The 25178-nt window shown below is 64.0% G+C and carries 24 protein-coding genes and 1 tRNA gene; 8 read left to right on the forward strand and 17 right to left on the reverse strand.

Annotation, left to right across the window (positions count from 1 at the left end):
• Window positions 1-23: 23 nt before the first annotated feature.
• The 14 genes from ACXAG6_RS14010 to iscR all read right to left on the reverse strand — a co-directional run bounded on the left by ACXAG6_RS14010 (window position 24) and on the right by iscR (window position 11019).
• Window positions 24-100 (reverse strand) — tRNA-Arg (locus ACXAG6_RS14010).
• 49 nt (window positions 101-149) lie between these two features.
• A complete protein-coding gene (locus ACXAG6_RS14015; RefSeq protein ID WP_475338345.1) occupies window positions 150-1157 on the reverse strand; it encodes a methyltransferase in 1008 nt (335 codons plus the stop codon).
• Between the two features lie 73 nt (window positions 1158-1230).
• The gene (locus ACXAG6_RS14020) at window positions 1231-2451 is read right to left on the reverse strand and encodes a cysteine desulfurase (protein WP_475338346.1); all 1221 of its coding nucleotides are present in this window, start codon (window positions 2449-2451) and stop codon (window positions 1231-1233) included.
• Window positions 2444-3064: a Yip1 family protein gene (locus ACXAG6_RS14025; protein ID WP_475338348.1), complete on the reverse strand. Its 621-nt coding sequence runs from the start codon at window positions 3062-3064 to the stop codon at window positions 2444-2446. Before ACXAG6_RS14025 ends, ACXAG6_RS14020 begins: the two co-directional genes overlap by 8 nt.
• Entirely contained in the window at window positions 3061-3585 is a 525-nt protein-coding gene (locus ACXAG6_RS14030; protein WP_475338349.1) for a YIP1 family protein, read from the reverse strand. Before ACXAG6_RS14030 ends, ACXAG6_RS14025 begins: the two co-directional genes overlap by 4 nt.
• 13 nt (window positions 3586-3598) lie before the next feature.
• Window positions 3599-4906: a Fe-S cluster assembly protein SufD gene (gene sufD / locus ACXAG6_RS14035; RefSeq protein WP_475338350.1), complete on the reverse strand. Its 1308-nt coding sequence runs from the start codon at window positions 4904-4906 to the stop codon at window positions 3599-3601.
• Window positions 4906-5661 carry a Fe-S cluster assembly ATPase SufC gene (gene sufC, locus ACXAG6_RS14040; RefSeq protein WP_475338351.1) on the reverse strand — a complete coding sequence of 252 codons (756 nt, stop codon included), beginning with the start codon at window positions 5659-5661 and terminating at the stop codon, window positions 4906-4908. The genes sufD and sufC overlap by 1 nt, the downstream gene beginning before the upstream one ends.
• Window positions 5662-5783: 122 nt before the next feature.
• Window positions 5784-6293, reverse strand: a complete 510-nt coding sequence (locus tag ACXAG6_RS14045; RefSeq protein ID WP_475338352.1) for a hypothetical protein — start codon at window positions 6291-6293, stop codon at window positions 5784-5786.
• Between the two features lie 278 nt (window positions 6294-6571).
• A complete protein-coding gene (locus ACXAG6_RS14050) occupies window positions 6572-6883 on the reverse strand; it encodes a heavy metal-binding domain-containing protein (RefSeq protein WP_140014099.1) in 312 nt (103 codons plus the stop codon).
• 40 nt (window positions 6884-6923) lie between these two features.
• On the reverse strand, window positions 6924-7550 hold the full coding sequence (locus tag ACXAG6_RS14055; protein ID WP_475338353.1) for a hypothetical protein: 627 nt from the start codon (window positions 7548-7550) through the stop codon (window positions 6924-6926).
• A gap of 15 nt (window positions 7551-7565) precedes the next feature.
• The gene (gene sufB, locus ACXAG6_RS14060; RefSeq protein ID WP_475338355.1) at window positions 7566-9077 is read right to left on the reverse strand and encodes a Fe-S cluster assembly protein SufB; all 1512 of its coding nucleotides are present in this window, start codon (window positions 9075-9077) and stop codon (window positions 7566-7568) included.
• Window positions 9078-9110: 33 nt separating this feature from the next.
• Window positions 9111-10133 carry a cysteine desulfurase family protein gene (locus ACXAG6_RS14065; RefSeq protein ID WP_475338356.1) on the reverse strand — a complete coding sequence of 341 codons (1023 nt, stop codon included), beginning with the start codon at window positions 10131-10133 and terminating at the stop codon, window positions 9111-9113.
• The gene (locus ACXAG6_RS14070) at window positions 10130-10531 is read right to left on the reverse strand and encodes a hypothetical protein (protein WP_475338357.1); all 402 of its coding nucleotides are present in this window, start codon (window positions 10529-10531) and stop codon (window positions 10130-10132) included. Before ACXAG6_RS14070 ends, ACXAG6_RS14065 begins: the two co-directional genes overlap by 4 nt.
• Entirely contained in the window at window positions 10528-11019 is a 492-nt protein-coding gene (gene iscR, locus ACXAG6_RS14075) for a Fe-S cluster assembly transcriptional regulator IscR (protein ID WP_475338358.1), read from the reverse strand. The genes ACXAG6_RS14070 and iscR overlap by 4 nt, the downstream gene beginning before the upstream one ends.
• Window positions 11020-11200: 181 nt before the next feature.
• Here iscR and ACXAG6_RS14080 point away from each other — a divergent pair, with 181 nt between their 5' ends.
• Window positions 11201-11854 carry an alpha/beta hydrolase gene (locus ACXAG6_RS14080; protein ID WP_475338359.1) on the forward strand — a complete coding sequence of 218 codons (654 nt, stop codon included), beginning with the start codon at window positions 11201-11203 and terminating at the stop codon, window positions 11852-11854.
• Between the two features lie 12 nt (window positions 11855-11866).
• Here ACXAG6_RS14080 and ACXAG6_RS14085 read toward each other — a convergent pair whose 3' ends face one another.
• Window positions 11867-12307, reverse strand: coding sequence for a hypothetical protein (locus ACXAG6_RS14085; RefSeq protein ID WP_475338360.1), 441 nt, complete (start codon window positions 12305-12307; stop codon window positions 11867-11869).
• A 273-nt stretch (window positions 12308-12580) separates the two neighbouring features.
• On the opposite strand from ACXAG6_RS14085, the gene ACXAG6_RS14090 reads away from it, so the two are divergent.
• Both ACXAG6_RS14090 and ACXAG6_RS14095 read left to right on the forward strand, forming a co-directional pair.
• A complete protein-coding gene (locus tag ACXAG6_RS14090) occupies window positions 12581-12841 on the forward strand; it encodes a hypothetical protein (RefSeq protein WP_475338362.1) in 261 nt (86 codons plus the stop codon).
• Window positions 12838-13425, forward strand: coding sequence for an HD domain-containing protein (locus ACXAG6_RS14095; RefSeq protein ID WP_475338363.1), 588 nt, complete (start codon window positions 12838-12840; stop codon window positions 13423-13425). Before ACXAG6_RS14090 ends, ACXAG6_RS14095 begins: the two co-directional genes overlap by 4 nt.
• Before the next feature lie 33 nt (window positions 13426-13458).
• Here the strand turns inward: ACXAG6_RS14095 and ACXAG6_RS14100 are convergent, their stop codons facing one another.
• On the reverse strand, window positions 13459-13977 hold the full coding sequence (locus tag ACXAG6_RS14100) for a component of SufBCD complex (RefSeq protein ID WP_371707685.1): 519 nt from the start codon (window positions 13975-13977) through the stop codon (window positions 13459-13461).
• A 137-nt stretch (window positions 13978-14114) separates the two neighbouring features.
• Between ACXAG6_RS14100 and hemB the strand changes: the two genes are divergently transcribed.
• The 5 genes from hemB to ACXAG6_RS14125 all read left to right on the forward strand — a co-directional run bounded on the left by hemB (window position 14115) and on the right by ACXAG6_RS14125 (window position 20236).
• Window positions 14115-15116: a porphobilinogen synthase gene (hemB, locus tag ACXAG6_RS14105; RefSeq protein WP_475338365.1), complete on the forward strand. Its 1002-nt coding sequence runs from the start codon at window positions 14115-14117 to the stop codon at window positions 15114-15116.
• A 72-nt stretch (window positions 15117-15188) separates the two neighbouring features.
• Window positions 15189-15593 carry a hypothetical protein gene (locus ACXAG6_RS14110; protein ID WP_475338367.1) on the forward strand — a complete coding sequence of 135 codons (405 nt, stop codon included), beginning with the start codon at window positions 15189-15191 and terminating at the stop codon, window positions 15591-15593.
• 161 nt (window positions 15594-15754) lie between these two features.
• Window positions 15755-16315, forward strand: coding sequence for a lipid-binding SYLF domain-containing protein (locus ACXAG6_RS14115; protein ID WP_140014089.1), 561 nt, complete (start codon window positions 15755-15757; stop codon window positions 16313-16315).
• Window positions 16316-16447: 132 nt separating this feature from the next.
• Window positions 16448-18520, forward strand: coding sequence for a DEAD/DEAH box helicase (locus tag ACXAG6_RS14120; protein ID WP_475338368.1), 2073 nt, complete (start codon window positions 16448-16450; stop codon window positions 18518-18520).
• A gap of 84 nt (window positions 18521-18604) precedes the next feature.
• Window positions 18605-20236 (forward strand): tannase/feruloyl esterase family alpha/beta hydrolase, encoded by a 1632-nt coding sequence (locus tag ACXAG6_RS14125; protein ID WP_475338369.1) that lies wholly within the window; start codon window positions 18605-18607, stop codon window positions 20234-20236.
• Window positions 20237-20272: 36 nt separating this feature from the next.
• On the opposite strand, the gene ACXAG6_RS14130 is transcribed toward ACXAG6_RS14125, so the two are convergent.
• Window positions 20273-24976 carry a Hint domain-containing protein gene (locus tag ACXAG6_RS14130; RefSeq protein ID WP_475338371.1) on the reverse strand — a complete coding sequence of 1568 codons (4704 nt, stop codon included), beginning with the start codon at window positions 24974-24976 and terminating at the stop codon, window positions 20273-20275.
• Between the last annotated feature and the right edge of the window lie 202 nt (window positions 24977-25178).

Below are 25178 nucleotides of genomic sequence, written 5' to 3' on the forward strand. Positions count from 1 at the left end.
CTTTGGCAGGTGTGTGGGAGATCTGGCGGACCCAAGAGGATTCGAACCTCTGGCCTCTGCCTTCGGAGGGCAGCGCTCTATCCAGCTGAGCTATGGGTCCGCGTGGGGGTTCGTATAGCTGGCCCGTCCTGCTGCCGCAATCGGGAATTTCAGGGGCGGCTGGCCTGCGTGAGCATGGTCATCTTCGGGATCAGCGGGGCCACCGTGACGGCCTTGAAGCCTGCTTCGCCCAGTTGGTTTGCGAGGGTGCCCGCGTCGAGCGAGCGGGCCTCGGGGGTGAAGGCGGTGTGCTGGAGTTGCCAGAGCGCAGCGAGTTTGGGGCCTGTGCGGTTGGCCTCGACGATGAAGTCGTGGATCAGGTAACGCCCGCCGGGGGCGAGGTGGTCAAAGGCACGGGAGATGAGGCCGGCGTGGGCCTCTGCCGGGACGCCTGAGAACAGGTAGGACATCAGGACGAGGTCATTTTCGCGCGGCCAGATATCTTCGCGGCCATCGCCTTCGACATAGGTAATGCGGTCTGACAGCCCGGCCTCGGCGACATAGGCCTTGCCGAGCGCAGCGACATTGGGAAAGTCGACGATGGTGGCCGTTAGCTCAGGGTTGGCACGGCAGAGCGTGATGGCAAAGGCGCCGGTGCCGCCGCCGACATCGAGCAGGTGCCGCGCGCCGGAGAGATCGAGCATTTCGGCCATTTGTCGCGCCGGGCCGAGCGAGCCTGCGTGCTGGCTCTCGGAGTAGAGCCGCGCCTCCTCCGGATCGGAGAACCATTGGGCGTAGGAGGCGGTGGCCTCTTTCGGGAGGGTGCCGGTGAGCGCCTGTTCGATCTGGTCCATCAGCGGATACATCTGCTGGGCGACCTGACGGTGCAGATAGTCGGAGAAGTCGTATTTGGCGCCGCGAACTAGAAAGCTCTCGGCGGCGGGGGAATTGGCGAAGCGGCCATTGGCAACCGTCACCAGCCCCAGCCCGGCGAGCGCGGTCAGCAGGGTTTCTGCGCGCGGGGGATCGAGGGCTGTGGCGCTGGCGAGTTCGGCGGCGGTCTTGGGGCCGGTGGCGAGGTGGCTGAACACATCCTCACCTATGGCCGCGAAGAGCGCCTTTGAGCCCATGAAGCCGAAGGCAATTTCGGAGATTTCGTCGGCTTGGGTCAGCGCCATTGGGGCCTCTTGTCTTGCTGCAATGCGGCAAGACTAGCAGGTGATGGCCTGAATACGACCCCGAATGTCGCAATCAGGCGAAAAGCTCGTGGCAGAGTTCGAGCGCGGAGACCAGCCGATCCACCTCTTCTTCGGTGTTGTAGAGCCCGAAGGAGGCACGGCAGGTGGCGGAGACGCCCATATGCTCCATCAGCGGCTGGGCGCAGTGGTGGCCCGCGCGCACGGCCACGCCGCGTTTGTCGAGCACGGTGGAGATATCATGCGCGTGGCCTGCGCCTTCGAGGGTGAAGGAGAAGATGGCGCCCTTGCCCGGCGCATCGCCCTGCACGGTCAACCAGTTGAGGCCGAGGAGCTTTTCACGCGCGTAGTCGCGCAGGGTGGCTTCGTGGGCGGCGATGTTTTCCATCCCGAGATCCATCATGTAATCGAGCGCGGCACCCATGCCGATGGTGCTGACGATGCCCGGCGTGCCGGCCTCGAACTTCATCGGCGGGTCAGTGTAGGTGACCACGTCGCGGCCCACGTCGCGGATCATGTCGCCGCCGCCCATGAAGGGGCGCATCTCGGCCATGCGCTCGGAACGGATGTGGATGGCGCCGGAGCCGGAGGGGCCATAGAGCTTGTGGCCGGTGATGGCATAGAAGTCGGCGCCGATCTCCTCGACGTTGACGGGCATGTGCACCGCCGCTTGGGAGCCGTCGATGAGGGTGGCGACGCCCTTTTCGCGGGCCGCCTTCGCGATGGCGGCGACATCCACGACGGTGCCCAGAACGTTGGACATGTGGGTCACGGCGACGAGCTTGGTGCGGGGGCCGATGGCGTTTATCACCTTTTGCGCCGGGAGCGAGCCGTCGGCCTCGGGCTCGACCCATTTCAGCACCACGCCCTGCCGTTCGCGCAGGAAGTGCCAAGGCACGATGTTGGCGTGATGCTCCATGACCGAGAGCACGATTTCATCGCCCGCTTCAAAACGGGGAGCGGCCCAGCCGTAGCTGACGAGGTTGATGCCCTCGGTGGTGCCGGTGGTGAAAACGATCTCTTCTTCGCGCTTGGCGCCGAGGAAGCGGGCCACCTTGCCGCGCACGGCCTCATACTTGTCGGTCGCCAGATTGGAGAGGAAGTGCAAGCCACGGTGTACGTTGGCATATTCCATCTCGTAGCCGCGGGTGACGGCCTCGATAACCGCGCGGGGCTTTTGCGCCGAAGCGCCGTTATCAAGGTAGCTCAGGGGCTTGCCGTTGACCTCGCGGGCGAGGATTGGAAAGTCGGCGCGGATTGTGGAGACGTCATACATTGGTCGGGAGTCCGGGAAGGGTGACGCCTGCGGCGGCGAGAATGATGGAAAGGATGATGGAGAGGCCGAAGATGGCCCCGAGACCGGTGAGGAGGATGCCCAGAAACACCAGCGGCGGCTTGGTGAAGCCGTGCAGCGCGGTGGTGAAGCTGGTGAGCAGGTAGAAGAAGGCGAAGATGTTGAACAGCAGCACACCGGCGGCAAGGGCCGGTATGATGAACATCAGCAGGATTTCGATGGCCTGAAGGACAACAAGCGCGAATTGCAGCAGCGCCATCAGCAGGATTGCATCTTCGAGCCGCCCGGTGCCCCCGAAGGCCCGGCCGACCCAGTGGATACCGAAGACCATGAGCACCAGCAGGCAGCCCTGAATGGCTCCGAGGAGGATCGGGTTGAGGGCGAGTGCCGGGCCAAGCGCGCCCTCTGGCACCTCTACGGGGCCGAGCATGAGGCCGAGGATCTGGGCGAAGATCAGTTCGATCACCAGCACCAGTGCGAAGACCTGCCAGGCGACCGGAGAGGACAGCTGGAGCGCCTTCACGGTTTCCATTGCCTCGCGCGGGCGGCGGGCGGAAAGCTCAAGCAGTTTCAGCAGGCTGGGCGCATTTGTCATGCTGTGGCTCCGTTTGCGGCTGCGCCGAATTCGGCCTCGGTGAGGCAGAGCGCCCAATGGGCGAAGAAGCCGATGACGACAAGCGCTCCCACCAGCGTGGCCTCCGGCCCCTCGCCGATGAAGCCCCGGGTGAGCCCGTAGAGCAGCATCAGCGGCGAGACGACGAGCACCGTCCAGAACAGGGCCAGCCGCGCGCCGTAGCCGGTGCCTCGCCCGCCGAAGGGTTTGAGCACGAGATGGGACAGCGCCGCGAGGGCATAGAACACGATGGGCATGATGAAGAGCCAGGCCAGCAGGGTGCCACCGATGAGCATTTGCAGGGGCTGCTCGGCCTCTTCTCCCAGCCGCTGGGCAAGCTCGGCATCACGCGCGAGGCGCGGCCATTGCGCCACGAAGATCACGAGGCAGCCAGCCATGAGCAGCATCAGCGCCCGGTCTTCACGCTGACCGGCGGCAAGCATCCGGCGCAGCGTGGCGCGCGGGGCGCGCCAGCTGGCCAGAATATTGGTGGTGACGGCCATCGCCCCTGCCCTCTCAGCCGCGGTGCCGTTCGAGCCAGGCCGCGAGGCGCTCGGTCAGCTCTTCGGCGAGATCCTTGTTCTCGATCTCTTCGATGGCCTCGGCGACGAAGGCCAGCACCAGCAGGTTCTCGGCTTCGCTGCGGGGGATGCCGCGGGAGAGGAAGTAGAACAGCGAATCCTCGTCGATCGCGCCGGTGGTGGAGCCGTGGGAGCAGGCAACATCATCGGCGTAGATCTCCAGCTCCGGCTTGGCGAGGAACTGGCTGTCGTCATCCAGCAGAAGCGACTGGCTGATCTGATAGCCGTCAGTCTTTTGGGCGCCTTCCTTGACGAGGATCTTGCCCTGAAACACGCCGACCGCGCCGTTGCGAAGCACCTTTTTGAAAACCTGCCGGCTTTCGCAGTTTACCGCATCATGGGTGATGAACACCGTGTCATCATGGTGGAAGGCGCCATCACCAAGGCAGGCCCCGGCGATGTGGGCGGTGGCATTGTCGCCGGTGAATTCGATGACCGCCTCGTTGCGCGTGAGCACGCCATTCACCGTGAGGGTGAAGCTCTTGAAGGTGCTCTCTTCCCCGAGACGGGCGAAGATGTGGCTGGCCGCGCGGCGCTCGTGATCGCGCCCCTGAGCGCGGATGTGGTGGAAGGTGCCTCTATCGGCCACGTCGACCTCCATCACCTTGTTGAACCGGGCTGCGGCGGGGCCGTTTTCCAGCAGGGTCAGCTCTGCGCCTTTTTCCACCTTGATGACGTGATGCAGGATCGCGTCGGAGGCGGTTTGCTGGTGCAGGTAGGTGATGTGGACCGGCTTTTTCACCACGTCGGTTGCGCGGATCAGGATGCCATCGGTGGCCAGCGCGGTGTTGAGCGCGGCGAGCGGGCGGGCCACGGGGTTTTGGCCACGGGCCTCCAGCGCACCATAGAGCCCTTGGGCCCAGTGGATATCGGCACCTTCGGCCTCGGAAAGCCTTGCGATTTCAATCCCCTCGCCTTCGAGGCTGTCGGAGGCATCGGCATCAAACACACCATCGACGAAGGTGAGGTGCAGCCTGTCGACATCGCCGAAGATCAGGGTTTCCTGCGGATCGAAAGTGGCGGCCTCGACCGGCTCGGGCTGGCTGAGCGTGGTCGGGTTGGTGAACTTCCAATACTCATCGCGCCGATGCGGCAGGCCGAGGTCGATGAGGCGGCTCAGAGCCTCTTGGCGCGGTGCGGCGGACCAGCCGGCGGCGGCGGGCATGGGCGTAGCGGCCAGACGGGCCTCTGCCTGTGCCCGGCGATCGGCGGCCATGATGTCTTTTCGGGATTGCACTGCCATCAGGCCATCTCCGCCAGAATGTCGGCGTAACCGTTGTTTTCGACCTCAAGCGCCAGCTCGGGGCCGCCGGTTTTAACGATACGGCCATCGGCCATGATGTGCACCACATCGGGTTTGATGTGATCCAGCAGGCGCTGGTAGTGGGTGATGACGAGGAAGCTGCGGCCCTCGGAGCGCAGTGCGTTCACGCCTTCGGCCACCAGTTTCATGGCGTCGACATCAAGGCCGGAGTCGGTTTCGTCCAAGATGCACATCTTGGGAGCCAGCATGGCCATTTGCAGGATTTCGTTGCGCTTTTTCTCGCCGCCGGAGAAGCCCATGTTGACCGGGCGCTTCAACATGTCGGCGTCGATCTGGAGGGATTTGGCCTGCGCGCGCACCTCCTTGAGGAAATCGGTTGCGCTCATCTCTTCTTCGCCACGCGCCTTCCGCTGCGCGTTCACGGCGGTGCGCAGGAAGGTCATGTTGCTGACGCCCGGAATTTCGACCGGGTATTGGAAGGCGAGGAACAGACCCTCGGCGGCGCGCTCTTCGGTTTCGAGTTCCAGAAGGTTGGCGCCTTCCATGATCGCGCTGCCTTCGGTGACTTCATAGCCTTCACGGCCTGCGAGCACGTAGGAGAGCGTGGATTTGCCAGAGCCGTTGGGGCCCATGATGGCGTGCACCTTGCCGGTTTCGACGGTGAGGTCGACACCCTTGAGGATCTGCTTGTCCTCTTCTTCAAGTTTGACGTGGAGGTTTTTGATTTCCAACATTTTCTTACCTTTTCATATGCGGATGCCCGGCCGCCCCAAGGGGCGCCGGGTGTGTGTGAGTGCCGGCTTGTGAGCCGGTGCGAATTTGGGAAGGCCGTTGCCAGCCGGGCCGGGCGCTGCGGTTACACCGGCAGCCGCTGCAGCAGGTGCCCGTAGAGCACCATGTTTGGGTCGGTCGTGGTGACCACCGCATTCACCCAGGCCGGGCCGAAGACCTGCATGAAGAGATCGGGCGCGCGATGCACTGCCATATGCATCGTCATTGCCCCGGCGGAGACGCCGAGGGCGGACACGATGACCTGCGGAATCGAGCGCATCGACACGATTTGGGCCAGAACGAAACTGAGGACCAGCGCCAGAACCGCATCTATCAGCAGCGTTTCTGTCAGCACATTGCCCCCCTCGGGCAGACCGCTGACCGCAAGGCGGGCATAGCGGGCGATGCTCATGGCGATCAGACCGATACCGAAGGCCATGGGCAGCGAAACCGTGTGAAAGAACCGCGCGATCGGCCCGTGACGCCCCTTGCGGATCTGTGCCTGCACGGGCGTGTGCACGACCCCATCGGGCGCCCACTGCTTGCCCTTGTTGATCCGGTTTATCCGGTTCTGGAAGGTTTCGGTGTTTGCCACGACCCCTGGGTGCCTCGATGTTCAACTCTTGCGTTAACGAACTGTTTACCAATCGATTGGGGCGGGATTTTGGTTTGGACGTCACGTAACGAGGACGAGGCGACCCTATGAGCGACACATTTCGGCCCTCTTGCCCCAATTTCGAGACGCGGGCCACCGCCGGATTTGCCGCCAGCACGGCTCCGCCCGCGGCATCCCGGGGGATGCGCGCCGATGCCAGCGGGTCGAGCCGCAAGCGGGGGCTGTTGGAGGCGGAGGGGAGCATGGGGTTGCCTTGTTTATGAGAGGGTGACAGCGGTGCCGGAGGCCGAGACCATCAGCATGTTGTTGATGACCTCGTAGTCGAGATCGACGCCGACCACCGCAGTTGCGCCAAGCTCGGCGGCGCGCTCTTCCATCTCGCGCAGGGCGGTCATCCGGGCCTTGCCGAGCTCCTGCTCATAGGCCGCCGAACGCCCGCCGACGATGTCGCGGATGCCAGCGAAGAGATCGCGGAAGATATTGGCCCCAAGGATGGCCTCGCCGGTGACGATGCCCTTGTAGCCGGTGATGGACTTGCCCTCGACGGAGGGGGTGGTGGTGGTGATCATTTACATCTCCTTGGCTCAGGGGAGGTCATGCCGGTGCGCCTCATCCATCTTCTGTCACAAGGCGCTCAAAGTCCGTCCCACCCATCTGTTCTGCGAAGACCCGGAAGAACGCGAGGGTTTTGTCCTCTGCCCCATTCATCAGAAACTTCACGATTTTCGCGAAGGGAAAGACCATCACATCGGTTTCGTCATGATAGATGGCGCCCGTCAGCTGGGCGTCTACATCACCGCCTGCCGCCAAGACACCGTCTTTGTCCCTCTCCATGATTTCATGCGGGAGAAGCCAGCGGCAGCCAGCGATGTTTTCTATGAAACATTGCCCGACATAGCTGCCGGCATAGGCGATGAGGTTGCGCAGTTGGCGCAGGCTTTCGTCGTCGGTCTTATCCGCACACTTCAGATGGACCTTCAGAAGATAGGAATCGAGATGCGCCAGCGCGTCTTCGTCCCACCCCAGTATGATTTCCTCGTCCAAGGTGTCGGCGAGAGGCACGTCTGGGCGCGGCAGGTCATGCATGGGGCCCGCCATGAATATGGCGGCCCAATCTAGGTAGGCGTCGGCAGAGTCGGCCACAAACATGTTCTCCGCCGCCACGATGGACGGATGCACCGCGACAGGCGGCAAACCGCGCCATCTACGGATAAAACGGGACAGAAAACTGGACATCATGCAGGCCTCAAACTACCCCACCGACCCTTCCAGCGAGATCGCGACAAGCTGCTGAGCTTCCATGGCGAATTCCATCGGCAGGGCTTGAAGCACCTCCTTGCAGAAGCCGTTGACCACGAGGGCGACGGCCTCCTCTTCGTCCATGCCGCGCTGGCGGCAATAGAAGAGCTGGTCGTCGTCCACCTTCGATGTGGTGGCCTCGTGCTCAACGCGGCTGCTGTTATTTTTGACCTCGATGTAGGGCACGGTGTGGGCGCCGCAGTCGGAGCCGATAAGGAGGCTGTCGCACTGGGTATAGTTGCGGCTCTCCTTGGCCTTGGGGTGCATCGAAACGAGGCCGCGATAGGTGTTCTGGGCCTTCCCCGCCGAGATGCCCTTGGAGACGATCCGGCTGCGGGTGTTCTTGCCGAGGTGGACCATCTTGGTGCCGGTATCGGCCTGCTGGTAGTTGTTGGTGATGGCGATGGAGTAGAACTCGCCCTGGCTTTCATCGCCGCGCAGGATGCAGCTGGGGTACTTCCACGTCACCGAGGAGCCGGTTTCGACCTGGGTCCACATCACCTTGGCGCGGTCGCCGCGACAGTCGGCGCGCTTGGTGACGAAGTTGTAGATGCCGCCCTTGCCGTTCTCGTCGCCGGGGAACCAGTTTTGTACGGTGGAATACTTCACCTCGGCGTCGTCCATCACCACGATCTCAACCACGGCGGCGTGCAGCTGCGAGGTGTCGCGCTGGGGCGCGGTGCAGCCTTCTAGGTAGCTGACGTAGGCGTTGCTGTCGCAGATGATGAGCGTGCGCTCGAACTGGCCGGTGTTTTCGGCGTTGATGCGGAAGTAGGTGGAAAGCTCCATCGGGCAGCGCACGCCGGGGGGGACGTAGACGAAGGAACCGTCGGAGAACACGGCGCTGTTGAGGCAGGCGTAGAAGTTATCGCCCTGCGGCACGACGCTGCCCAGATACTTTTTGACCAGCTCCGGGTGCTCTTTGATGGCCTCGGAGATGGAGCAGAAGATCACGCCCTTGCTGGCGAGTTCGGCCTTGAAGGTGGTGCCCACGCTGACGCTATCGAACACCGCATCGACGGCGACCTTGCGGCCCTCTGCCGGCGCCTCATCGGCCCCCTCGACGCCCGCCAGAATCATCTGTTCTTTCAGTGGGATACCGAGCTTTTCGTAGGTGGCCAGCAGCGCCGGATCGACCTCGTCGAGCGACTTGGGCTTTTCCTTCATCGAGGCAGGTTTGGCGTAGTAATACTGGTTTTGGAAGTTGATCTCGGGGTAGTCGACCATGGCCCAGTCGGGCTCTTCCATTTGCAGCCAGCGGCGGTAGGCCTGCAGCCGCCAATCGGTCATCCACTCGGGCTCGCCGTTGTTGGCGGAGATCAGGCGGACGATCTCCTCGTTCAGCCCCATCGGGGCGAAATCCATCTCGATGTCAGTGTTCCAGCCGTATTTATAGGCCCCCATGGCCTTCACGGCTTCCACGGTTTCGGCGTCCACGCCTTCTTTCACGTCAAGATCGTTCATCGTCTTTCCTTTCAACGGCTTGGGGTGCGTTCTTCACGCAACCCGCGCCTGGTGTTTTCTGTGTGCGGCGGCCCAGCTTTCGGCAAAGCGGGCGATATCTTCTTCAGTGGTGTCCGGCCCCAGCGAGACCCGGATGGCGGAGCGGGCAATGGCCTCATCGAACCCCATCGCGCGGAGCACCCGGCTTTCCTTCACCTTGCCCGAGGAGCAGGCGGAGCCGGCGGAGATGGCAAAACCGGCGAGGTCCATCGACATCACCTGGGTTTCGCCCTTCCAGCCCGGCAGGGCGAAACAGGCAGTGTTGGGCAGGCGCCCCGGGCCGTCACTGGCCTCTTGCCCTACGAATATGGCTTCCGGTGCGGCCTCTTCCACCATCGCTTCCAATTTGTCGCGGACCTGCGCGACGCGCGCCCAATCGCCCGCCTCAAGCCGCTTTTGCGCCGCTTCAACCGCAGCCCCGAAGCCCGCGATTCCAATCACGTTTTCGGTGCCGGAGCGGCGGCCCATTTCCTGCCCGCCCCCCTTGAGCAGCGGTGCAATGTCGAGCCCTTCACGGACGATCAGAGCGCCCACGCCCTTGGGGCCGCCCAGCTTGTGGGCCGAGAGGATCGCCAGATCGGCGCCCGACCATCCGAAGGCGAAGGGGATGCGGCCCACGGCCTGGGTTACGTCGAGCAGCAGCAACTCGCAGGGGCGCTCCTGTGGCACTTCCGAGATCACCCCGGTTTCGCTGTTGGCCAGCCCCATTGCGTAGACCCGGCCCTCGGGCGCGTTGTGGGCCCAGAGCGCATCATGGGCGGTGGGCTCCACCACCGCGCCACCGGCCAAAACCTGTGCGGCCTCGGTCGCGCCACCGGTAAAAACAACCTCCTGCGGCTTACAGCCAACGCCCGCCGCCACCTGTGCGCGCGCCCGCTCGACCGCAGCCTTGGCGGCCCGGCCTTCGGCGTGGACGGAAGAGGGGTTGCCCGCAATCTCCATGGCCTGAAGCATCGCGGCGCGGGCCTCCGGCAGAAGCGGGGCGGTGGCGTTGTAATCGAGGTAGGTTCGGCTCATGCCACGAGCCCCCGGCTTTTCACCGCGGCAGTATAATCGGCCAACAGACGCTCGGCGGCCTCCAGCGGCAAGGAGAGCCGACTGGCCGCAACCACGCCTTCGGGGCGTTCATGCCCCAATACGCGCATTACCGTCAGCAGCACTGCGCCGCTCAACTCGACCTGTGCAGGATTGGACCCGGTCATCGCATTGTAGAGCCGCCCGAACAGCCCGGACGACCGCCGCCGCGCGTTCACCCCCTCGGCCACCCGGCGGTGGAGGTATTGCAGCGACAAGCCCTCATCCATGCCGACGGTGTCAGCGGTGTCAGAAAAACGCCGCACGAAGGGCGCAGCCCCGGTTACCAACGGGGTGGCCACATTAGCGGTGAACTTGCCTTGGCGGGGCACAGAACTCACGCTTCGGCCTCCGCCTGTTCCTCATCGACCACCAGAAAGAAATCGGGCACGGCCGGGCATGTGGCCATGGGCTTTTGGATCACCGACTCAAGCGTGGCCTGGTGCAGGTAAACGTAGACATGGGCCGAGAGCCCCTCCCACAGCCGGTTCACGAGGCTTTGCGCCTTGGAGCCCGAAACGGCGCCCTTGGCCCCTGCCCCGGTGTGCAACGCGCTGACGGTTTCATCCACCGCTTCCAGCACCTCGGACACGCGGATCTCTGCCGGTTTAAGCGCGAGGCGATAGCCGCCGCCCGGCCCGCGCACGCTTTCGACCAGCCCGGCTTGGCGGAGCTTGACGAAAAGCTGCTCTAGATAGGAGAGCGAGATGTTCTGCCGTTTGGAGATTTCGGCGAGCGAGACCAGCCCGCCCCCTTCCGGCCCGGCCTGCGCCATGGCCAGATCTGCGAGCGCAACCATCGCATAGCGTCCTTTGGTCGAAAGCTTCAAAGTTCCGATCCTTTTGGCTGAGGGCCACTGAAAGGCCAAATTGCATTGACGAGGAAGGCTTTGGCAATTACCTCCATCGCACCCGTCCGGGTGGGTTCGCGCCGATTTAGAATAATTCTAGATTGAGCCCGCGAAAGCGTCAACCGCCCCCGGGCATAAAAGAGGACAAAAAAGGTCAGGTATGCCCGAAGTGATTTTCCCCGGCCCGGAGGGTCGGCTCGAAGGCCGGTATCATCCACAGCCGGTAAAAGATGCCCCCATCGCCATCATCCTGCACCCACATCCGCAGTTTGGCGGGACGATGAACAACCGGGTCGTCTACAACCTGCATTACACCTTCCACAAGATGGGCTTCACAGTGCTGCGCTTCAACTTTCGCGGTGTGGGGCGCTCTCAGGGGGAGTATGATCAGGGGATTGGCGAGCTTTCCGATGCCGCCTCGGCGCTGGATTACCTGCAGTCGATGAACACCAACGCCAAGCATTGCTGGGTTGCAGGCTTTTCCTTTGGCGCGTGGATCGGCATGCAGCTGCTGATGCGGCGGCCCGAAATCACCGGGTTCATCAGCGTCAGCCCGCCTGCCAATATGTATGACTTCTCGTTCCTTGCGCCCTGCCCCAGCTCGGGCCTGATCCTGAACGGCACCGCCGACCGCGTGGCGCCGCCTAAGGACACCCATACGCTGGTCGAAAAGCTGCACGAGCAGAAGGGCATCACCATCACCCACACCGAGATTGAGGGTGCCGGGCACTTCTTTGAAGACCCGTATATGGATGAGATGCTGGGCGAGGTTGACGGCTATGTGCGTCGTCGCCTGACAGAGACCAGCCGCTGAAGCAACCGAATGTCAGGTGGGCCGCGTGCCCGCCTGAATATCACGCTCAAGCGCGTGGCGCGCGCCGGAGCGGAAGGTTGCGAGCGCGAGGCAGAGCGCAGCGAGGGTGAGGCCGTAGGTGAGTTGCGCCGGCAAGGTCTGAAGCAAGGGCACTGGCGCGGCTTCCCCGAAGAGCCCGGTGAAGAGCATGGGCTGCCAGATCGCCAGCGCGAAGAGCACAGCGGCCATGACCCCCAGATGCCCCAGAAGCGCGAGGCCTGCCGGGCCCTGCCCGATGCGGCCTGCATAGGTTTGCCCGGCGACATATCCGGCCACGCCTGCGGCCATCAGCCCGGCAGCGGGCAGGCCCTGATCCATCGTGCGCAGAAGGATGATCTCGGCCACTCCGAGGCTGAGAGAGATGGCAGCGCAACATAGCGCGAAACAGGCCGCGACGACCACATGGGCATTCATTTTGCGCACTCCTCCCGATGCGACCAGAGAGAGCCCTTGCCGCTTGTACTGTACGAACAGCGGCACTTTAGCCTCAGAAATGCGACCGAACTCTGGCAGGGCCGTGCCGGGGGCAGGACCATCCCCGCCGCCGCCCAAAGTGACGCAGCGTCACTACTTTTTGCACCCGGAATGGGCGGTTGCCATGCCGGCGCGAGGGGCGTGGTGCAGGGGTTGCACTTGGCGGCGCTTTCCAAGCAAATACGGCCATCACAAACAGCCGGGAGAGCAGCCATGGGCGTTTTGGAAGACCTTGCAGACAATCTGGCGAAAGACACCATCGCCCACGCGGCCAAGCTGGGCGACGAGGACGAGGTTATTCGGGCCGTAGCCAAGAAACTGGGCACCTCCTCGACCACGATGGAAGAGACATTCATGACCTCGATCCGGGTGCGCCTTGCAGAGCGGCGGGCGCGGCAGTTTTTGGATGAGCAGATCAAGCAGGGATTTCTGGCCAAGGACACCGGGCCGCAGCTTTTGGATGATGGCCATTGAGCGCTGATCTTGACCGGCAGGCGGCCTTTCTGACCGAGGCGTGCAAGCTGCGCTCGGTCGAGCGGGCCTCGAAGCTGGCGGATGGGACGCGCTACGAGAACTCCGGCGAGCACAGCTGGCATCTTGCGCTGGCGGCGCTGGTGCTGGAGCGTGAAGCGCCGGAGGGGGTGCAGATTGACCGGGTGATCCGGATGGCACTGATCCATGACCTTGTGGAGATCGACGCGGGTGATGCGCCGATCTTTGAGGCCGGTCTGGACCAGGAGGCGATTGAGGCGGCAGAGCGCAAGGCGGCGGACCGGGTCTTCGGGATGCTGCCGGGCGATCAGGGCGCGGAGCTGCGCGCGCTTTGGGACGAGTTTGAAGCCGCAGAAACGCCGGATGCGCGGTTTGCCAAGGCGCTCGACCGATTTCAGCCTCCGCTGCTCAACCTCGCCAATGGCGGGGCCAGCTGGACGCCATACGGTGTGGATTATGCCCGCGTGGAGGCCCGGTTGCGGCCGACGATGGAGCGTGGGGCGCCCTCTCTATGGGCGTGGATCGGGCCGAAGGTGCGGGCTTTCTTCGAGCGCGAAGAGAGCTAAGCGCGGCGCAGGCAGGCTCCGGCGCCAATACCTTCAGATAGCGCCGATCGACATGTTCTGGGCCATGCCCCAGAGCGCGGTGACGAAAATCGACAACACGCCGATCACTTGGGTGATGAAGCGTTGCCGGTGCATCCTGTCATAGAGGCCCTCGCCATCGGCGGCGCGAATCCCGCGGGCGCAGCGCACGCCAAGGCCCAGCACGAGGCTCATGGGCGCAGCCATCAGGAACACCGCTTGGCTGAACTCCGACGCATACCAGAAGCCGATGATGGCCAGTGAGGACAGGGTGAAAAAGGTGATGGCGATCAGCCAGAGCCCGGCCTGATCTGCGATGTAGAGAATGCGGTTTACGTTGACGCGGACCATGTCATGCAGATCAGCCTCGGCATCGCCGCCATTGCGCTTGGCCCTCTGCACCAGATCCCACGGCACGCCGAGGACGAAATGCGAGGAGGTGGACCACATCACCGCCAGCGCAATCCAATACCACAGGTTGGAAAACGACCGCATGTCGATCAGCTCGAATACGGTTTCGTACCAGTCCAGCACCTGTTTCTGCCCCTTCGGCCTGTTGTGACCTGTTGTCGAAGTTGGCGCAATCTAGCCAGCTTTGCCGGGAATGGAAGCCTTGTCGCGGCGCAAAATCCATGGCACCCGCTTGTGTGGCTGAAAAACGAGGCAATCCCATGCGTCCTACCGTCGCCCCCTACCCTGCTGCACGTCTGCGGCGCACCCGAACGAGCCCTGCCATGCGGGGATTGGTGCGCGAAACTGCAGTGACCGTCGATGATCTGATCTGGCCGGTGTTCCTGCGCGATGGCGAGGGCGAGCGCACTGCGGTGCCCTCGATGCCGGGCGTGGAGCGGCTGACGGTGGATCTGGTGGCCGAGGCGGCGCAGGAGGCTGCGAGCCTTGGTATTCCGGCGATCTGCCTCTTTCCCTACACCGGCGCGGAGGCGCGGACGGAAGACTGCGCCATGGCGTGGGATCCCGAGAACCTGACCAACCGGGCGATCCGCGCAATCAAGGCGGCTGCGCCCGAGGTTGCGGTGATGACCGACATCGCGCTCGACCCCTACAACATCAACGGCCATGACGGCTTTGTGGTGGAGGGCGAGATCGTCAACGATGATACTGTGGAGGCGCTGGTGAAGATGGCGCTGGCGCAGGCCGAGGCTGGGGCCGACATTCTGGGCCCGTCAGACATGATGGATGGCCGGATCGGCGCGATCCGTTCGGCGCTGGAGAAGGCCGGGTACAGCAAGGTCTCTATCCTCAGCTACGCGGCAAAATATGCCTCTGCCTTCTACGGGCCGTTCCGCGATGCGGTGGGGGCCTCGGCAGCGCTCACGGGCGACAAGAATACCTACCAGATGGACCCGGCCAACAGTGACGAGGCCCTGCGGCTGGTGCAGCGCGACCTCGCCGAAGGGGCCGATATGGTGATGGTCAAGCCCGGCCTGCCCTATCTCGACATCATCCACCGCGTCCGTGAGACATTCGGCGCGCCCACGTTCGCCTATCAGGTGAGCGGTGAATACGCGATGATCGAGGCGGCGGCGGCGAACGGTTGGATCGACGGCGAGAAGGTGATGGTGGAGAGCCTGATGGCCTTCAAACGCGCAGGGTGCATGGGGGTGCTGACCTATTTCGCGCCTCGGATGGCAAGGCGGCTGAAGGCGGGGTGAGTCTGCGACACGTTCGCGCTATGGTTGAGCTATTCGCGACCAAGCACTGGAGTTGGGGTTTTGTGGTATCGAGTGAAGAGACTTGCCCGATGGAAGGGCGGAAGCGGTCAAACCTTGCTTTCCTTGGCCTCTGTCGTTGTCGCGGTGATCGCACTGGGTGTATCTTGGAACACTGCTACCAAACAAACTTACAGAGATCGCATTGATGCGCGCATCGCAAACTGCGCCACCGTCGCTGGGCTATACGCCTCGCAGAGTTGGGCGTACCAAAGCGGTGAAAAGGTTCCCGACAAAGACCTGCAGGAGTACTCTTCGAAAGCAATAAAGATTGGCCGCGCCGCTCAGCTCTGCCGGAACAAACATGACTCCGTCTCAAGACTTCGCGATTGTATTGACACTCTGGTGGATGGCGAAGAAGCGCACAAAGTTACTGACAGAGGCACCGATGGAAAAGACTATCTCAACCTCGTTTGCTGACGCTGAGGCGAATGTAACCGCAAAACAAACCGGATGAAGCGCAGCGCGGCCAAAATCCGCCCATATCACCTCAACTTGTGGTGACAAGCCTGTCTGACGCCCCTATAGATAGACAAAACCGGCGAAAACAGCCGGGTGAGGCTTAAGGACAGGCGGATACCATGAGCAAATTCCCCAATCGACGTGTATTTCTTGCAGGGCTTGGTGCGACCACCGCGCTTTCGGCCTGCGGCAATGGCGTGGGCACCAACAATGGCGCGAAGATCGACGCGCGGGTGAACAGCACGCGGAACTACCTGTTCTCGCGCTACCCCGGCACGGCCGAACTCGAGCAGAAGGCGGCGGGCGTGCTCTATATGCCGCTGGTCACCAAGGCGGGCTTTGGCGTGGGTGGCAGCTACGGGCGCGGGGCGCTGCGGATCGATAATGTGACGGTCGATTACTACAACGCGATTCAGGCCAACTTCGGCTTGCAGATCGGGGCACAGCAATATGCCCATGCGCTGTTTTTCATGACCCCGGCGGCGCTGCGCGAGTTTCGCACCTCGACCGGCTGGTCGGTGGGCGCGGATGCCGAATATGCGTTGAACGACAATGCTGGCAACCTCTCTGCCGAGACGCTCACCGCGCTGGCACCGGTTATCGCCGTGGTCTTTGGCCAAGCCGGGCTGATCCTGGGCGCGACGCTGGAAGGCTCCAAATACAACCGGATCATTCCCTGATCCTGCTCTTGAGGCCGCGATAAGGCACGGGCTGTGCACCCCCGCGGGGGTGTGCGGCGTCTTCGTGCTATACAAAGCGCGTGCCAGCCTGTAGAGAGCGCGGCTTACGCCCTCTCTCCCCGGACAATCACCTTGAAACAAGCTCTCGCCGACGCCATCGCAGACCGTGGCTATACCCAATTGACCCCCGTGCAGGAGGCCGTTGGCGCTGCCGAGCATGAAGGCCGTGACCTGTTGGTTTCGGCGCAGACCGGCTCTGGCAAGACGCTGGGCTTCGGGATTGCCATCGCCCCGCGCCTTCTGGGTGAGGCGGAGACCTTTGAGGAGGCCGCCGCCCCGCTTGGCCTTGTCATCGCCCCCACCCGCGAGCTGGCGATGCAGGTGAAACGCGAGTTGGCGTGGCTCTATGCCCGCACTGGCGCTGTGTTGGCCTCGACCGTGGGCGGGATGGACTATCGCGATGAGCGCCGCGCTCTGGCGCGTGGAACGCATATCGTCGTCGCCACCCCGGGCCGCCTGCGCGACCATATCGAGCGTGGCTCGGTCGACCTTTCGTCGCTGCGTGCGGTGGTGCTGGATGAGGCCGACGAAATGCTTGATCTGGGCTTTCGCGAAGATCTTGAATTCATCCTCTCCCAAGCGCCAGAAGAGCGCCAGACGCTGCTGTTTTCGGCCACCGTTCCGGCTTCTATCGCGGCGCTCGCCAAGGGCTATCAGCGCGATGCTGTTCGGGTGGAGAGCCGCGCCGAGACCTCGCAACACGCCGATATCGACTATCTCGCTATGGCCGTCGCCGAGCGCGACCATGAGAACGCGGTGATCAACCTGCTGCGCTATCACGAGGCCCCGAACGCGATTGTCTTCTGCAACACCCGCGCGACGGTTTCGCGGCTTACGTCGCGGCTTTCCAACCGGGGCTTCCGTGTGGTGGCGCTGTCTGGCGAGTTGTCGCAACAGGAGCGCACAAATGCCCTGCAAGCCATGCGTGACGGCCGTGCACGTGTGTGCGTGGCCACCGACGTTGCGGCGCGTGGCATCGACCTGCCCAATCTGGACCTTGTGGTGCATGCCGAGCTTCCCGGCAGCCATGAAACCCTGCTTCATCGCTCCGGGCGCACAGGCCGCGCCGGGCGCAAGGGCACCTCGGCACTAATCGTCACACCCCGCGTGCGCAAGAAGGCGCTGCGGGTGCTTGGGGCTGCCAAGCTCACCGCACGCTGGGCCGAGCCGCCCTCTGCCGAGGCTGTGGCCGCGCGCGACTGGGAGCGGATGCTGGAAAGCCCCGATTGGCAGGAGCCGGTATCGGACAGCGAGGCCGCGCCTGTGGCCGAACTGGTGGCCCGTTTCTCGCCTGAACAGATCGCTGCGGCCTACATGCGCCTGCATGCCACCCAGCATTCCGCGCCAGAGGAGCTTTCGGGCGAAGACCCGGCTCCGAAGCCGCGCGTCGAATTTGGCCCCTCCGCATGGGTGAGCATTGCGCTTGGGCGCAATCAGCAGGCCGAGCCGCGCCGCCTTTTGCCGATGCTCTGCAAGGCCGGTGGGCTGACCAAGGGCGACATCGGTGCGATCCGCATCGCGGGCGACGAAAGCTTCATCGAGATCCGGCAGCCGAGCCTCAAGGGCTTTCTGGATCATCTGGGCAAGGAGCGGAAGGTTGAGGGGGCCGAGGTGCGCCAGCTTGATCGCCCGCCCGAGGGGCTTGACCGTCCGCCTGCTCGCCGCCCTGCCCCGCGCGGCGACAAGCCTGCGCGCCAGGAGAAGCCCGCCCGCCCACCGCGCGCCCCTCGCCCACAGAGCGAGGCCAAGGCAGCGCCTCAGGCGCTCGTGTCGCCAGCTCCTACGCCGGAGCCGGAGGCCCCGCATGTGCCGCGCCAAAAGGAACGCAAGCCCCGAGCCAAAGCCGGCGCGGCGGAATCGACTCGTCATCGCCCCGGTGCGGCAAACCCCTCGGCCTCGATGAAGCCCGGGCGAAAAGGGCCGCCGCCGCCCAAGGGCAAACCTTCGAGCAAGAAGAACAAGGCGCGCGCTGAGGGCCGCGCCGAGTTTGGCAAAGGCCCCGACGGGCCTCCGCGCCGCTCCGGCAAAGGCCCCGGAAAGCCGGGTGGCAAGCCGTTTGGCAAACCCGGTGGCAAGTCTTTCGGGAAGCCGGGCGGCAAACCCACGGGCAAATCCACGGGCAAGCCGCACCGGGGGAAGAGCTAAGCATCTTCTCTCCCGGTGAGGCCCGAATTCGCGCTGACAAGGCCCGGCGCGGGCGCTAAGATACAACCAGGAGGAGAGATTGCCATGAGACTTGCCCCACGCCGCGCAGGGGCCGCCTGCGCCCTCGCCATTCTGATGCCCGGCACCGCCGTGGCGGCCACGGACTGCGCCGATATGGCCGGAACCGCGCCCGCAGGGGTGACGATCACCGAAGCCATCGCGCTGCCCGAGGGCGATGACCATTCGATGGTGGCGCAATGCCTGCTGCGCGGCACAATGGCTGAACGCATCGGCGCGGACGGCAGACCCTATGCGCTGCGCTTCGAGCTGCGCTTGCCAGCGGCTTGGGAGGGGCGCTTTCTGCACCAGTTCAACGGCGGCAATGATGGTGAGGTAAAGCCTGCAACCGGCGCAGGCACCGGCGTGGGCGTGCCTGCCTTGGAGCGGGGGTTTGCCGTTGTCAGCTCGGACGCGGGCCATGATGGCAAGGCCAACCCCGAGGCCGGGCTTGTAGGCGGCAACCTCTTTGGCCTCGATTTTGAGGCGCGGCGCGACTACGGCTATGGGGCCGTGGCCAAGCTACACCCGGTTGCCCTGGCACTGACCGAAGCGCACTACGGCACGGTGCCCGCCTATGTTTACGGGTACGGAACCTCCAATGGCGGGCGTCATGCGATGGTGGCCGCTGAGCGGATGCCGGAGGCCTTTGACGGGCTGCTGGCTGGCTACCCCGGCTTCCGCCTGCCCCGCGCGGCGATTCAACATGCGTGGGATGTGCAGCAGCTACGCTCGGTCGCGCCGACATTGGCCGAGAGCTTCAGCCCGGCGGAACTGGGGCTGGTGGCCGAGAAGATCAACACGGCCTGCGACGGGCTCGATGGGCTGGAAGATGGCGTGGTGGCCGATACGGCGGGGTGCCAGCAGGCCTTCAACCCCGCCGATATGGTATGCAAAACGGGCCAGAACTCCGCCTGCCTGAGCGCCGAGAAGGTGGCGGCACTGGAGGCAATGCACGCGGGGCCGACGGACGGGGCTGGCACGGCGCTGTACAGCGATTGGCCGTGGGATCCCGGCATTGCTTCGGGCAACTGGCGGTTCTGGAAGATTGAAAGCACGGTGCCGCCTTGGGGCATGCGGCCGATCATTGCGGTGATGGGCGCGGGCAGCCTTGCGCATGTGTACTCCACCCCGCCAACGATGGTGGAGGGCAGCCCCGAAGCGCTGGAGGCCTACCTGATGGGCTATGATTTTGACAGCGAAGCCGCCAAGGTGGATGCGGTGACCGAGGCCTTCCCCGAAAGCCCGATGCAGGTGATGAGCCCGCCGGGCGCTAGCAACCCGACGCTTGAAGGGCTGGAAGCGGCGGGCGGCAAGCTGGTTGTCTTTCACGGCACGGCTGACCCGGTGTTTTCGTTCAACGACACCGCCACCTGGTTTGAGAAGCTGACCGCAAACACGCCCGGGGCCAGTGCCTTTGCGCGGTTCTACGCGATCCCCGGCATGCCTCACGGACGCGGAGGCAACGCTGCCGACAGCGCCGATCTGCTGGGGGCGCTGATGGCTTGGGTGGAAGGCGATACGCCGCCGCAGGCCGTGCCAACCACATTTCGGGCCGGAAACGTGGAGGCCGGCGAGAATGCGGGCGGCGAGCGTATGCTGTGCCCCTGGCCGCAGGTTTTGCGGTTTTCGGAAGGGGTGTTTGCCTGCGCCGAGTGAGCGCAGGCAGGCCCGGGCGGGCCGAGAGCCGCCCGGTTAGTAGAGGAGCGCGGCCACTTCGCGCTTTTTCAGCGACATCCGGGCGGTGACGACGGCATTTGCATCTTCACGCAGTTCGGGGAAGATCTCGAAGATTTCCTCGCGCTGTGGGTCATCCATCTCACCCATGACATGGGCACCCGGCTGGTAGCTTTCGGTCCATGCGCCTTCGGCCATGACGATTTCATGGGCGTCGAACATAATGTGGACGTAAACCACCTCATCCACCGTCACCTGTTCAATCCCGGGCAGCCCGACCAGATGGACGGCCGAAACCAGCACCTCATGCTCGCCAAAGAGCATTTCGGCGCGGGCGTCGGAGATCAGCATCTTGTGCTGTGGGCTGACCATGATGTCACGCTCCGGCAGGCCATAGCCCAAGGCACCGGCCTTGATCCGCACCGGCTGAAGGCGCGGGTTGGCGGCGAGGTGGTGGGTGTTGAGCAGGCGCTGGCCGACCCATTGCAGGCGCTTGACGCCGTTGTCACGGGTCAGCACCCTGTCGCCCGGGCCGAGGTCTTCCACCGGGCGCGGGCCATCGGGCGTGGCAATCAGGGTGCCCGGCGTGAAGCAGGGGATGAAATTGACCGTCTCGATCTCGGAGAAGGTCATGGTGCCGGTGACGTTGCCGAACCCGTCGAGGAACTGGACAGTGCCGCTTTCGGGATCGTTCTCGTCGTAGAGAACCCGCGTGGGGCCTGCTGTTGTGAGGTCGAGCACGTCGGCATCCGCGCCGCCTTCACCGCCTGCCACGTGGTCGCCGTTGCCCGCGATGAAGGTATCGGCGTCATCGCCGCCGAGCAGAATATCGGCGCCTGAACCGCCCACCAGCACGTCATTGCCTGCACCTGCATCTGCGGTGAATCCTGCAGTGTTGGCAGTGCCGGTGATCACATCGTCACCCGCGCCGGTTTCGACCCGCTCGATCTCGGAGAAGCTGGCCGTGTCGGTGCCATCGGTGATGGTGCCTGCTTCTGCGCCCGTGAAGGTTACGGTGGCGTCGCCGGTAAGGGCGGTGGCATCGAGCGTGTCGCCCGTGGTTTCGCCCGCCTCGCCGCCAAGGATGTCATCGGCGCCGAAGCCGTCTTCGAGCACAATGGTATCATCGCCCGCGCCAGCGTCGATCTCGTCAGCGCCCGCGCCGCCATAGATGGTGTCATCTCCGGCGCCCGCTTCGATGATGTCATCATCCACGCCTTCGCCGGGTAGAATCTCGTCACCTGCGTCGACCATGTCGCCGTGCGGATCGCCATCGTAGGAGGCGTCGATCACATCGTCGCCTGCGGTGCCGGACACGATGCCATCGCCCGGAATGCCCGCTGCGATCAGCCACATCGGATCGCCGGCTTCCACCGGATCCACCCCGACAAGGGTGACGCTTTCGCCGCCCGGGAAGCTCAGCACCGCGTTGCCGGAGCCGTCATCGGTGACGGTCACATCGTGGACAGACACCGGATCGCCGCCCGCGTCGGTCATGCCGCTCACATCAAGCTGGTCGGTGCCGTTATAGGTGCCGTCACCGTTGGATGTGGGGGCGTCGAAGTAGTGCACGGTATCGGAGCCGTCGCCATCGCCCATCACAAGGGTATCAACGTCGCCGTCACCCTGCCCGGTGCCATCGCCAAGGTCGATCTCGTCGTCGCCCGCGCCTGCCTCGATGGTGTCCGCACCGGTACTGGTGGCGAACATATCGTCGCCCGAAGAGCCGGTGACGGTATCATCGCCAGAGCCGGTCACGACCACCTCGACTTCGGAGAAGGTCACGGTGTTGGTGCCGTCGGTCAGCGTACCGCTCTCTGGCGCGCCGGACATATCGACCGTCAGATCATTGGTGACATCTGCGGCCCAGAGCGCATCGGTATCACCTCCGCCAGCATCTTCTCCGGCGGTAAAGCTGTCATTGCCGAAGCCATCGGAGAGTTGCAGGCTGTCGTTGCCTTCGCCGGTGACAACCACGTCATCGCCGGAGCCGCCGATAACGCCGTCATCCCCTGCCCCGGTGTCGAGGTTGACGCCCGAGGTGGTGGTGCTTGCGTCGATGGTATCGTTGCCGCTGCCGGTCGCAATGCGCTCGATTTCGGAGAAATCTGCCGCATTCGCGCCCTGGGTCACGGTGCCGCTTTCGTCGCCGGTGAAGGTGACGTCGACGCCAGAGGTCATGCCGCCCGCATCGAGCAGGTCGCCTGTGGTTTCGCCGCCTTCGCCGCCGGTGATGGTATCGTTGCCGAAGGCCTCGCCCAGCGTGATCACATCGTCGCCGCTGCCAGCATTGATGGTATCTGCGCCGGTGCCGAGGGCGATGGTGTCATCGCCTGCGCCGGTATCGACCGTTTGGTCGCCCGCGTCGCCGGTGACGGTATCGTCGCCCGCGCCGGTGGCCACGTTTTCGATCTCGGAGAAGCTGGCCGTGTCGGTGCCATCGCTCAGTGTGCCGGCTTCAGCGCCGGTGAAGGTTACGGTTTGATCGCCCGTCACCTGCACGGCGCTCAGGGTGTCGCCATCAGTTTCGCCGGTCTCGCCGCCGACGATCGTGTCAGCACCGAAGCCATCTTCGAGCATGACAGTATCGTCACCCGCCTCGCCGAACACCTCGTCATCGCCCAGACCGGCATAGATCGTGTCATCGCCTGCGCCGGCTTCGATGATATCGTCGTTCGCCGCCTCGCCGGGGAGGATCGCATCGCCATTGTCGACCATGTCGCCATGGGGATCGCCGGCATAGGCGGTGTCGATCACATCATCGCCTGCGGTGCCGCTGACGATGCCGTCACCGGGGATGCCCGCCGCGATCAGCCAGTTGGGATCGGCCGCGTCGGTGGCACTCACGCCCACCAGCGTCAGGCTCTCGCCATTGGGGAAGGTCAGAACGGCCGAGCCGAAGCCATCATCGGTGACAACCACATCATGCACCGAAACCGGGTCGCCGCCCGCGTCTTGCATGTTGCTCACGTCGATCTGGTCGGCGCCGGTGAAGGTGCCGTCGCCGTTGGGCGTGGGGGCCTCGAACTCGAAGACGGTATCGGCACCGTCGCCATCGCCCATCACCACGGTATCCACCGCGCCATCGGCTGCGCCGAGGTCCACGGTATCATCGCCCGCGCCCATCTCGACAGTGTCTGCCCCTGCCCCGGTTTCGATGTAGTCGTTGCCGGTGGAGCCGGTGACGCTGTCGTCACCAGAGCCGAGGCGCACGTTCTCGATCTCGCCGAAGGTGGCGGTGGCGGTGCCATCGCTGATGGTCCCGCCCTCCGGATCAGAGAAGGTGACTGTGAGGTCGTCGGTCACGGCCGTGGCGTCGATCTCGTCGCCAAAGGTTTCGCCGGTTTCGCCGCCGGTGATGGTGTCGTTGCCGAAGTCGTTCTCGAGGATGAAACTGTCATCCCCTGCCCCGCCTGTCAGAATATCGTCGCCCGTGCCGCCGGAGATATCATCATCGCCCGTGCCGCCGTCGATGGTGTCATCGTCGCTGCCGCCATCGAGGGTGTCATCGCCGCCGTAGCCATAGATTTCGTCATCGCCAGCGCCGCCGGTGACGGAATCATCGCCTGCGGTGTCGTCGGGGATGGTGGTGAACTCAACATCAGTGATCCAGAGCGCCTGCCCCTGACCACCGCCGTTCTGGTAAGACACGACAACCTGAGCGACCGGCCCCTCTACCGTGATAAGGACCGAACCGCCTGCCCCTCCAGGGGCATCGCTGCCTGCGCCGTTGATCGTGTCGGCGTCGTACATGGTTTCGTCGCCGTCGATCTGAAACGTGACGGGCACTTCGTTGCCGTCAGCATCATAGGCGACAACGGTGACGAGGTCGTCCCAGCCGCCCTGGTCGATATCGTTGATCCGGAAGGTGACATCGCCCACCTCATTGGCCATGCCGGACCCGGCAACCGGATCGAAATCGAGCGTAACAGTCGCGGTGTTGGCAAAGCCGCTTGTGTTGCTGCCACTGCCACCGAGATAGAGCGACGAATTGGTAGCGAAGGTCTCGCCGGCGCCGGTGTCGACATACTGGGTGTCGCTCGATACCTCGGCGTTGTTCAACCCGCCATCATCCGTGATGCCGACGGTCACGTTCATTGTGCCGGTGTTCTGGGTGAAGCCGCCGCTAACGTCGATGCCGTCACCTGCGTGGGTCGTCCAGCTGAGCGTTTCGCTGGTGGCGCTGACGGAGGCGTTGTCGGCATGAATCACATCATTGCCGCCGCCGCCCGAGATCGTGTCAGACCCGCTACCGGCGTAGATGCTATCTGCGCCGGTGCCACCATTGATCGTGTCATCGCCCGCGCCCGCAACGACGGTGTCATTGCCACCGCCTGCGTTGATCGTCTGGCCGGTGTCGTTGATCTCATCGCCCTGAGTGTCTTCAAAACGCCCGTCGATAACATCGTTGCCGCCGGTGCCATCGACCGGGCCGGGCGCGTTGGGCGTGTAGGTTGGCGCAGAGTTGGCTGTGGCCGAAGTGACAGTTTCGACGAAGTAATTGTTCGGCACAAAATAGACGAAGCCGTCGGACCCAAGATAGTAGGTGCCGGAATCGGTGATGTTATTATAGTTTGCGCCGTTTCCGGTGTAGGTGCCGGACCATGTCCAACTGCCGGTGCCGATCGTTTCGTCAATCGAAAACGCCTCCATCCCACCGACGATGGAGTCGCCGCTGTTCAGCGTTCCGTTACCAAGGCTTACGCGATACCCAATCGGCATTTTTTCTTCGTTCCTGCTTGCATCAGCGGTCGCCCACGAACCGCTTCGTTTCCGTTACATCTGGTCTTCTGGGTTAGGCGCAAAACAAGATTAGCCCCACGAGAAGAGCGCCTTTCAGCCGCCCGTATGGAGGACTAAAGCGGCAAGACTTTGATAAAACCTGAAAATGGCCGGGCAATTGCGCGGCAGAAATGTGGCCGCG

This window comes from Vannielia sp. ABF1_015 (assembly GCF_056160745.1).

Coding starts and splice junctions, on each gene's coding strand:
- ACXAG6_RS14015 (WP_475338345.1), bottom strand. CDS start 1,157: ATGGCGCTGACCCAAGCCGACGAAATCTCCGAAATTGCCTTCGGCTTC.
- ACXAG6_RS14020 (WP_475338346.1), bottom strand. CDS start 2,451: ATGTATGACGTCTCCACAATCCGCGCCGACTTTCCAATCCTCGCCCGC.
- ACXAG6_RS14025 (WP_475338348.1), bottom strand. CDS start 3,064: ATGACAAATGCGCCCAGCCTGCTGAAACTGCTTGAGCTTTCCGCCCGC.
- ACXAG6_RS14030 (WP_475338349.1), bottom strand. CDS start 3,585: ATGGCCGTCACCACCAATATTCTGGCCAGCTGGCGCGCCCCGCGCGCC.
- sufD (WP_475338350.1), bottom strand. CDS start 4,906: ATGGCAGTGCAATCCCGAAAAGACATCATGGCCGCCGATCGCCGGGCA.
- sufC (WP_475338351.1), bottom strand. CDS start 5,661: ATGTTGGAAATCAAAAACCTCCACGTCAAACTTGAAGAAGAGGACAAG.
- ACXAG6_RS14050 (WP_140014099.1), bottom strand. CDS start 6,883: ATGATCACCACCACCACCCCCTCCGTCGAGGGCAAGTCCATCACCGGC.
- ACXAG6_RS14055 (WP_475338353.1), bottom strand. CDS start 7,550: ATGTCCAGTTTTCTGTCCCGTTTTATCCGTAGATGGCGCGGTTTGCCG.
- sufB (WP_475338355.1), bottom strand. CDS start 9,077: ATGAACGATCTTGACGTGAAAGAAGGCGTGGACGCCGAAACCGTGGAA.
- ACXAG6_RS14065 (WP_475338356.1), bottom strand. CDS start 10,133: ATGAGCCGAACCTACCTCGATTACAACGCCACCGCCCCGCTTCTGCCG.
- ACXAG6_RS14080 (WP_475338359.1), top strand. CDS start 11,201: ATGCCCGAAGTGATTTTCCCCGGCCCGGAGGGTCGGCTCGAAGGCCGG.
- ACXAG6_RS14085 (WP_475338360.1), bottom strand. CDS start 12,307: ATGAATGCCCATGTGGTCGTCGCGGCCTGTTTCGCGCTATGTTGCGCT.
- ACXAG6_RS14090 (WP_475338362.1), top strand. CDS start 12,581: ATGGGCGTTTTGGAAGACCTTGCAGACAATCTGGCGAAAGACACCATC.
- hemB (WP_475338365.1), top strand. CDS start 14,115: ATGCGTCCTACCGTCGCCCCCTACCCTGCTGCACGTCTGCGGCGCACC.
- ACXAG6_RS14115 (WP_140014089.1), top strand. CDS start 15,755: ATGAGCAAATTCCCCAATCGACGTGTATTTCTTGCAGGGCTTGGTGCG.
- ACXAG6_RS14125 (WP_475338369.1), top strand. CDS start 18,605: ATGAGACTTGCCCCACGCCGCGCAGGGGCCGCCTGCGCCCTCGCCATT.
- ACXAG6_RS14130 (WP_475338371.1), bottom strand. CDS start 24,976: ATGCCGATTGGGTATCGCGTAAGCCTTGGTAACGGAACGCTGAACAGC.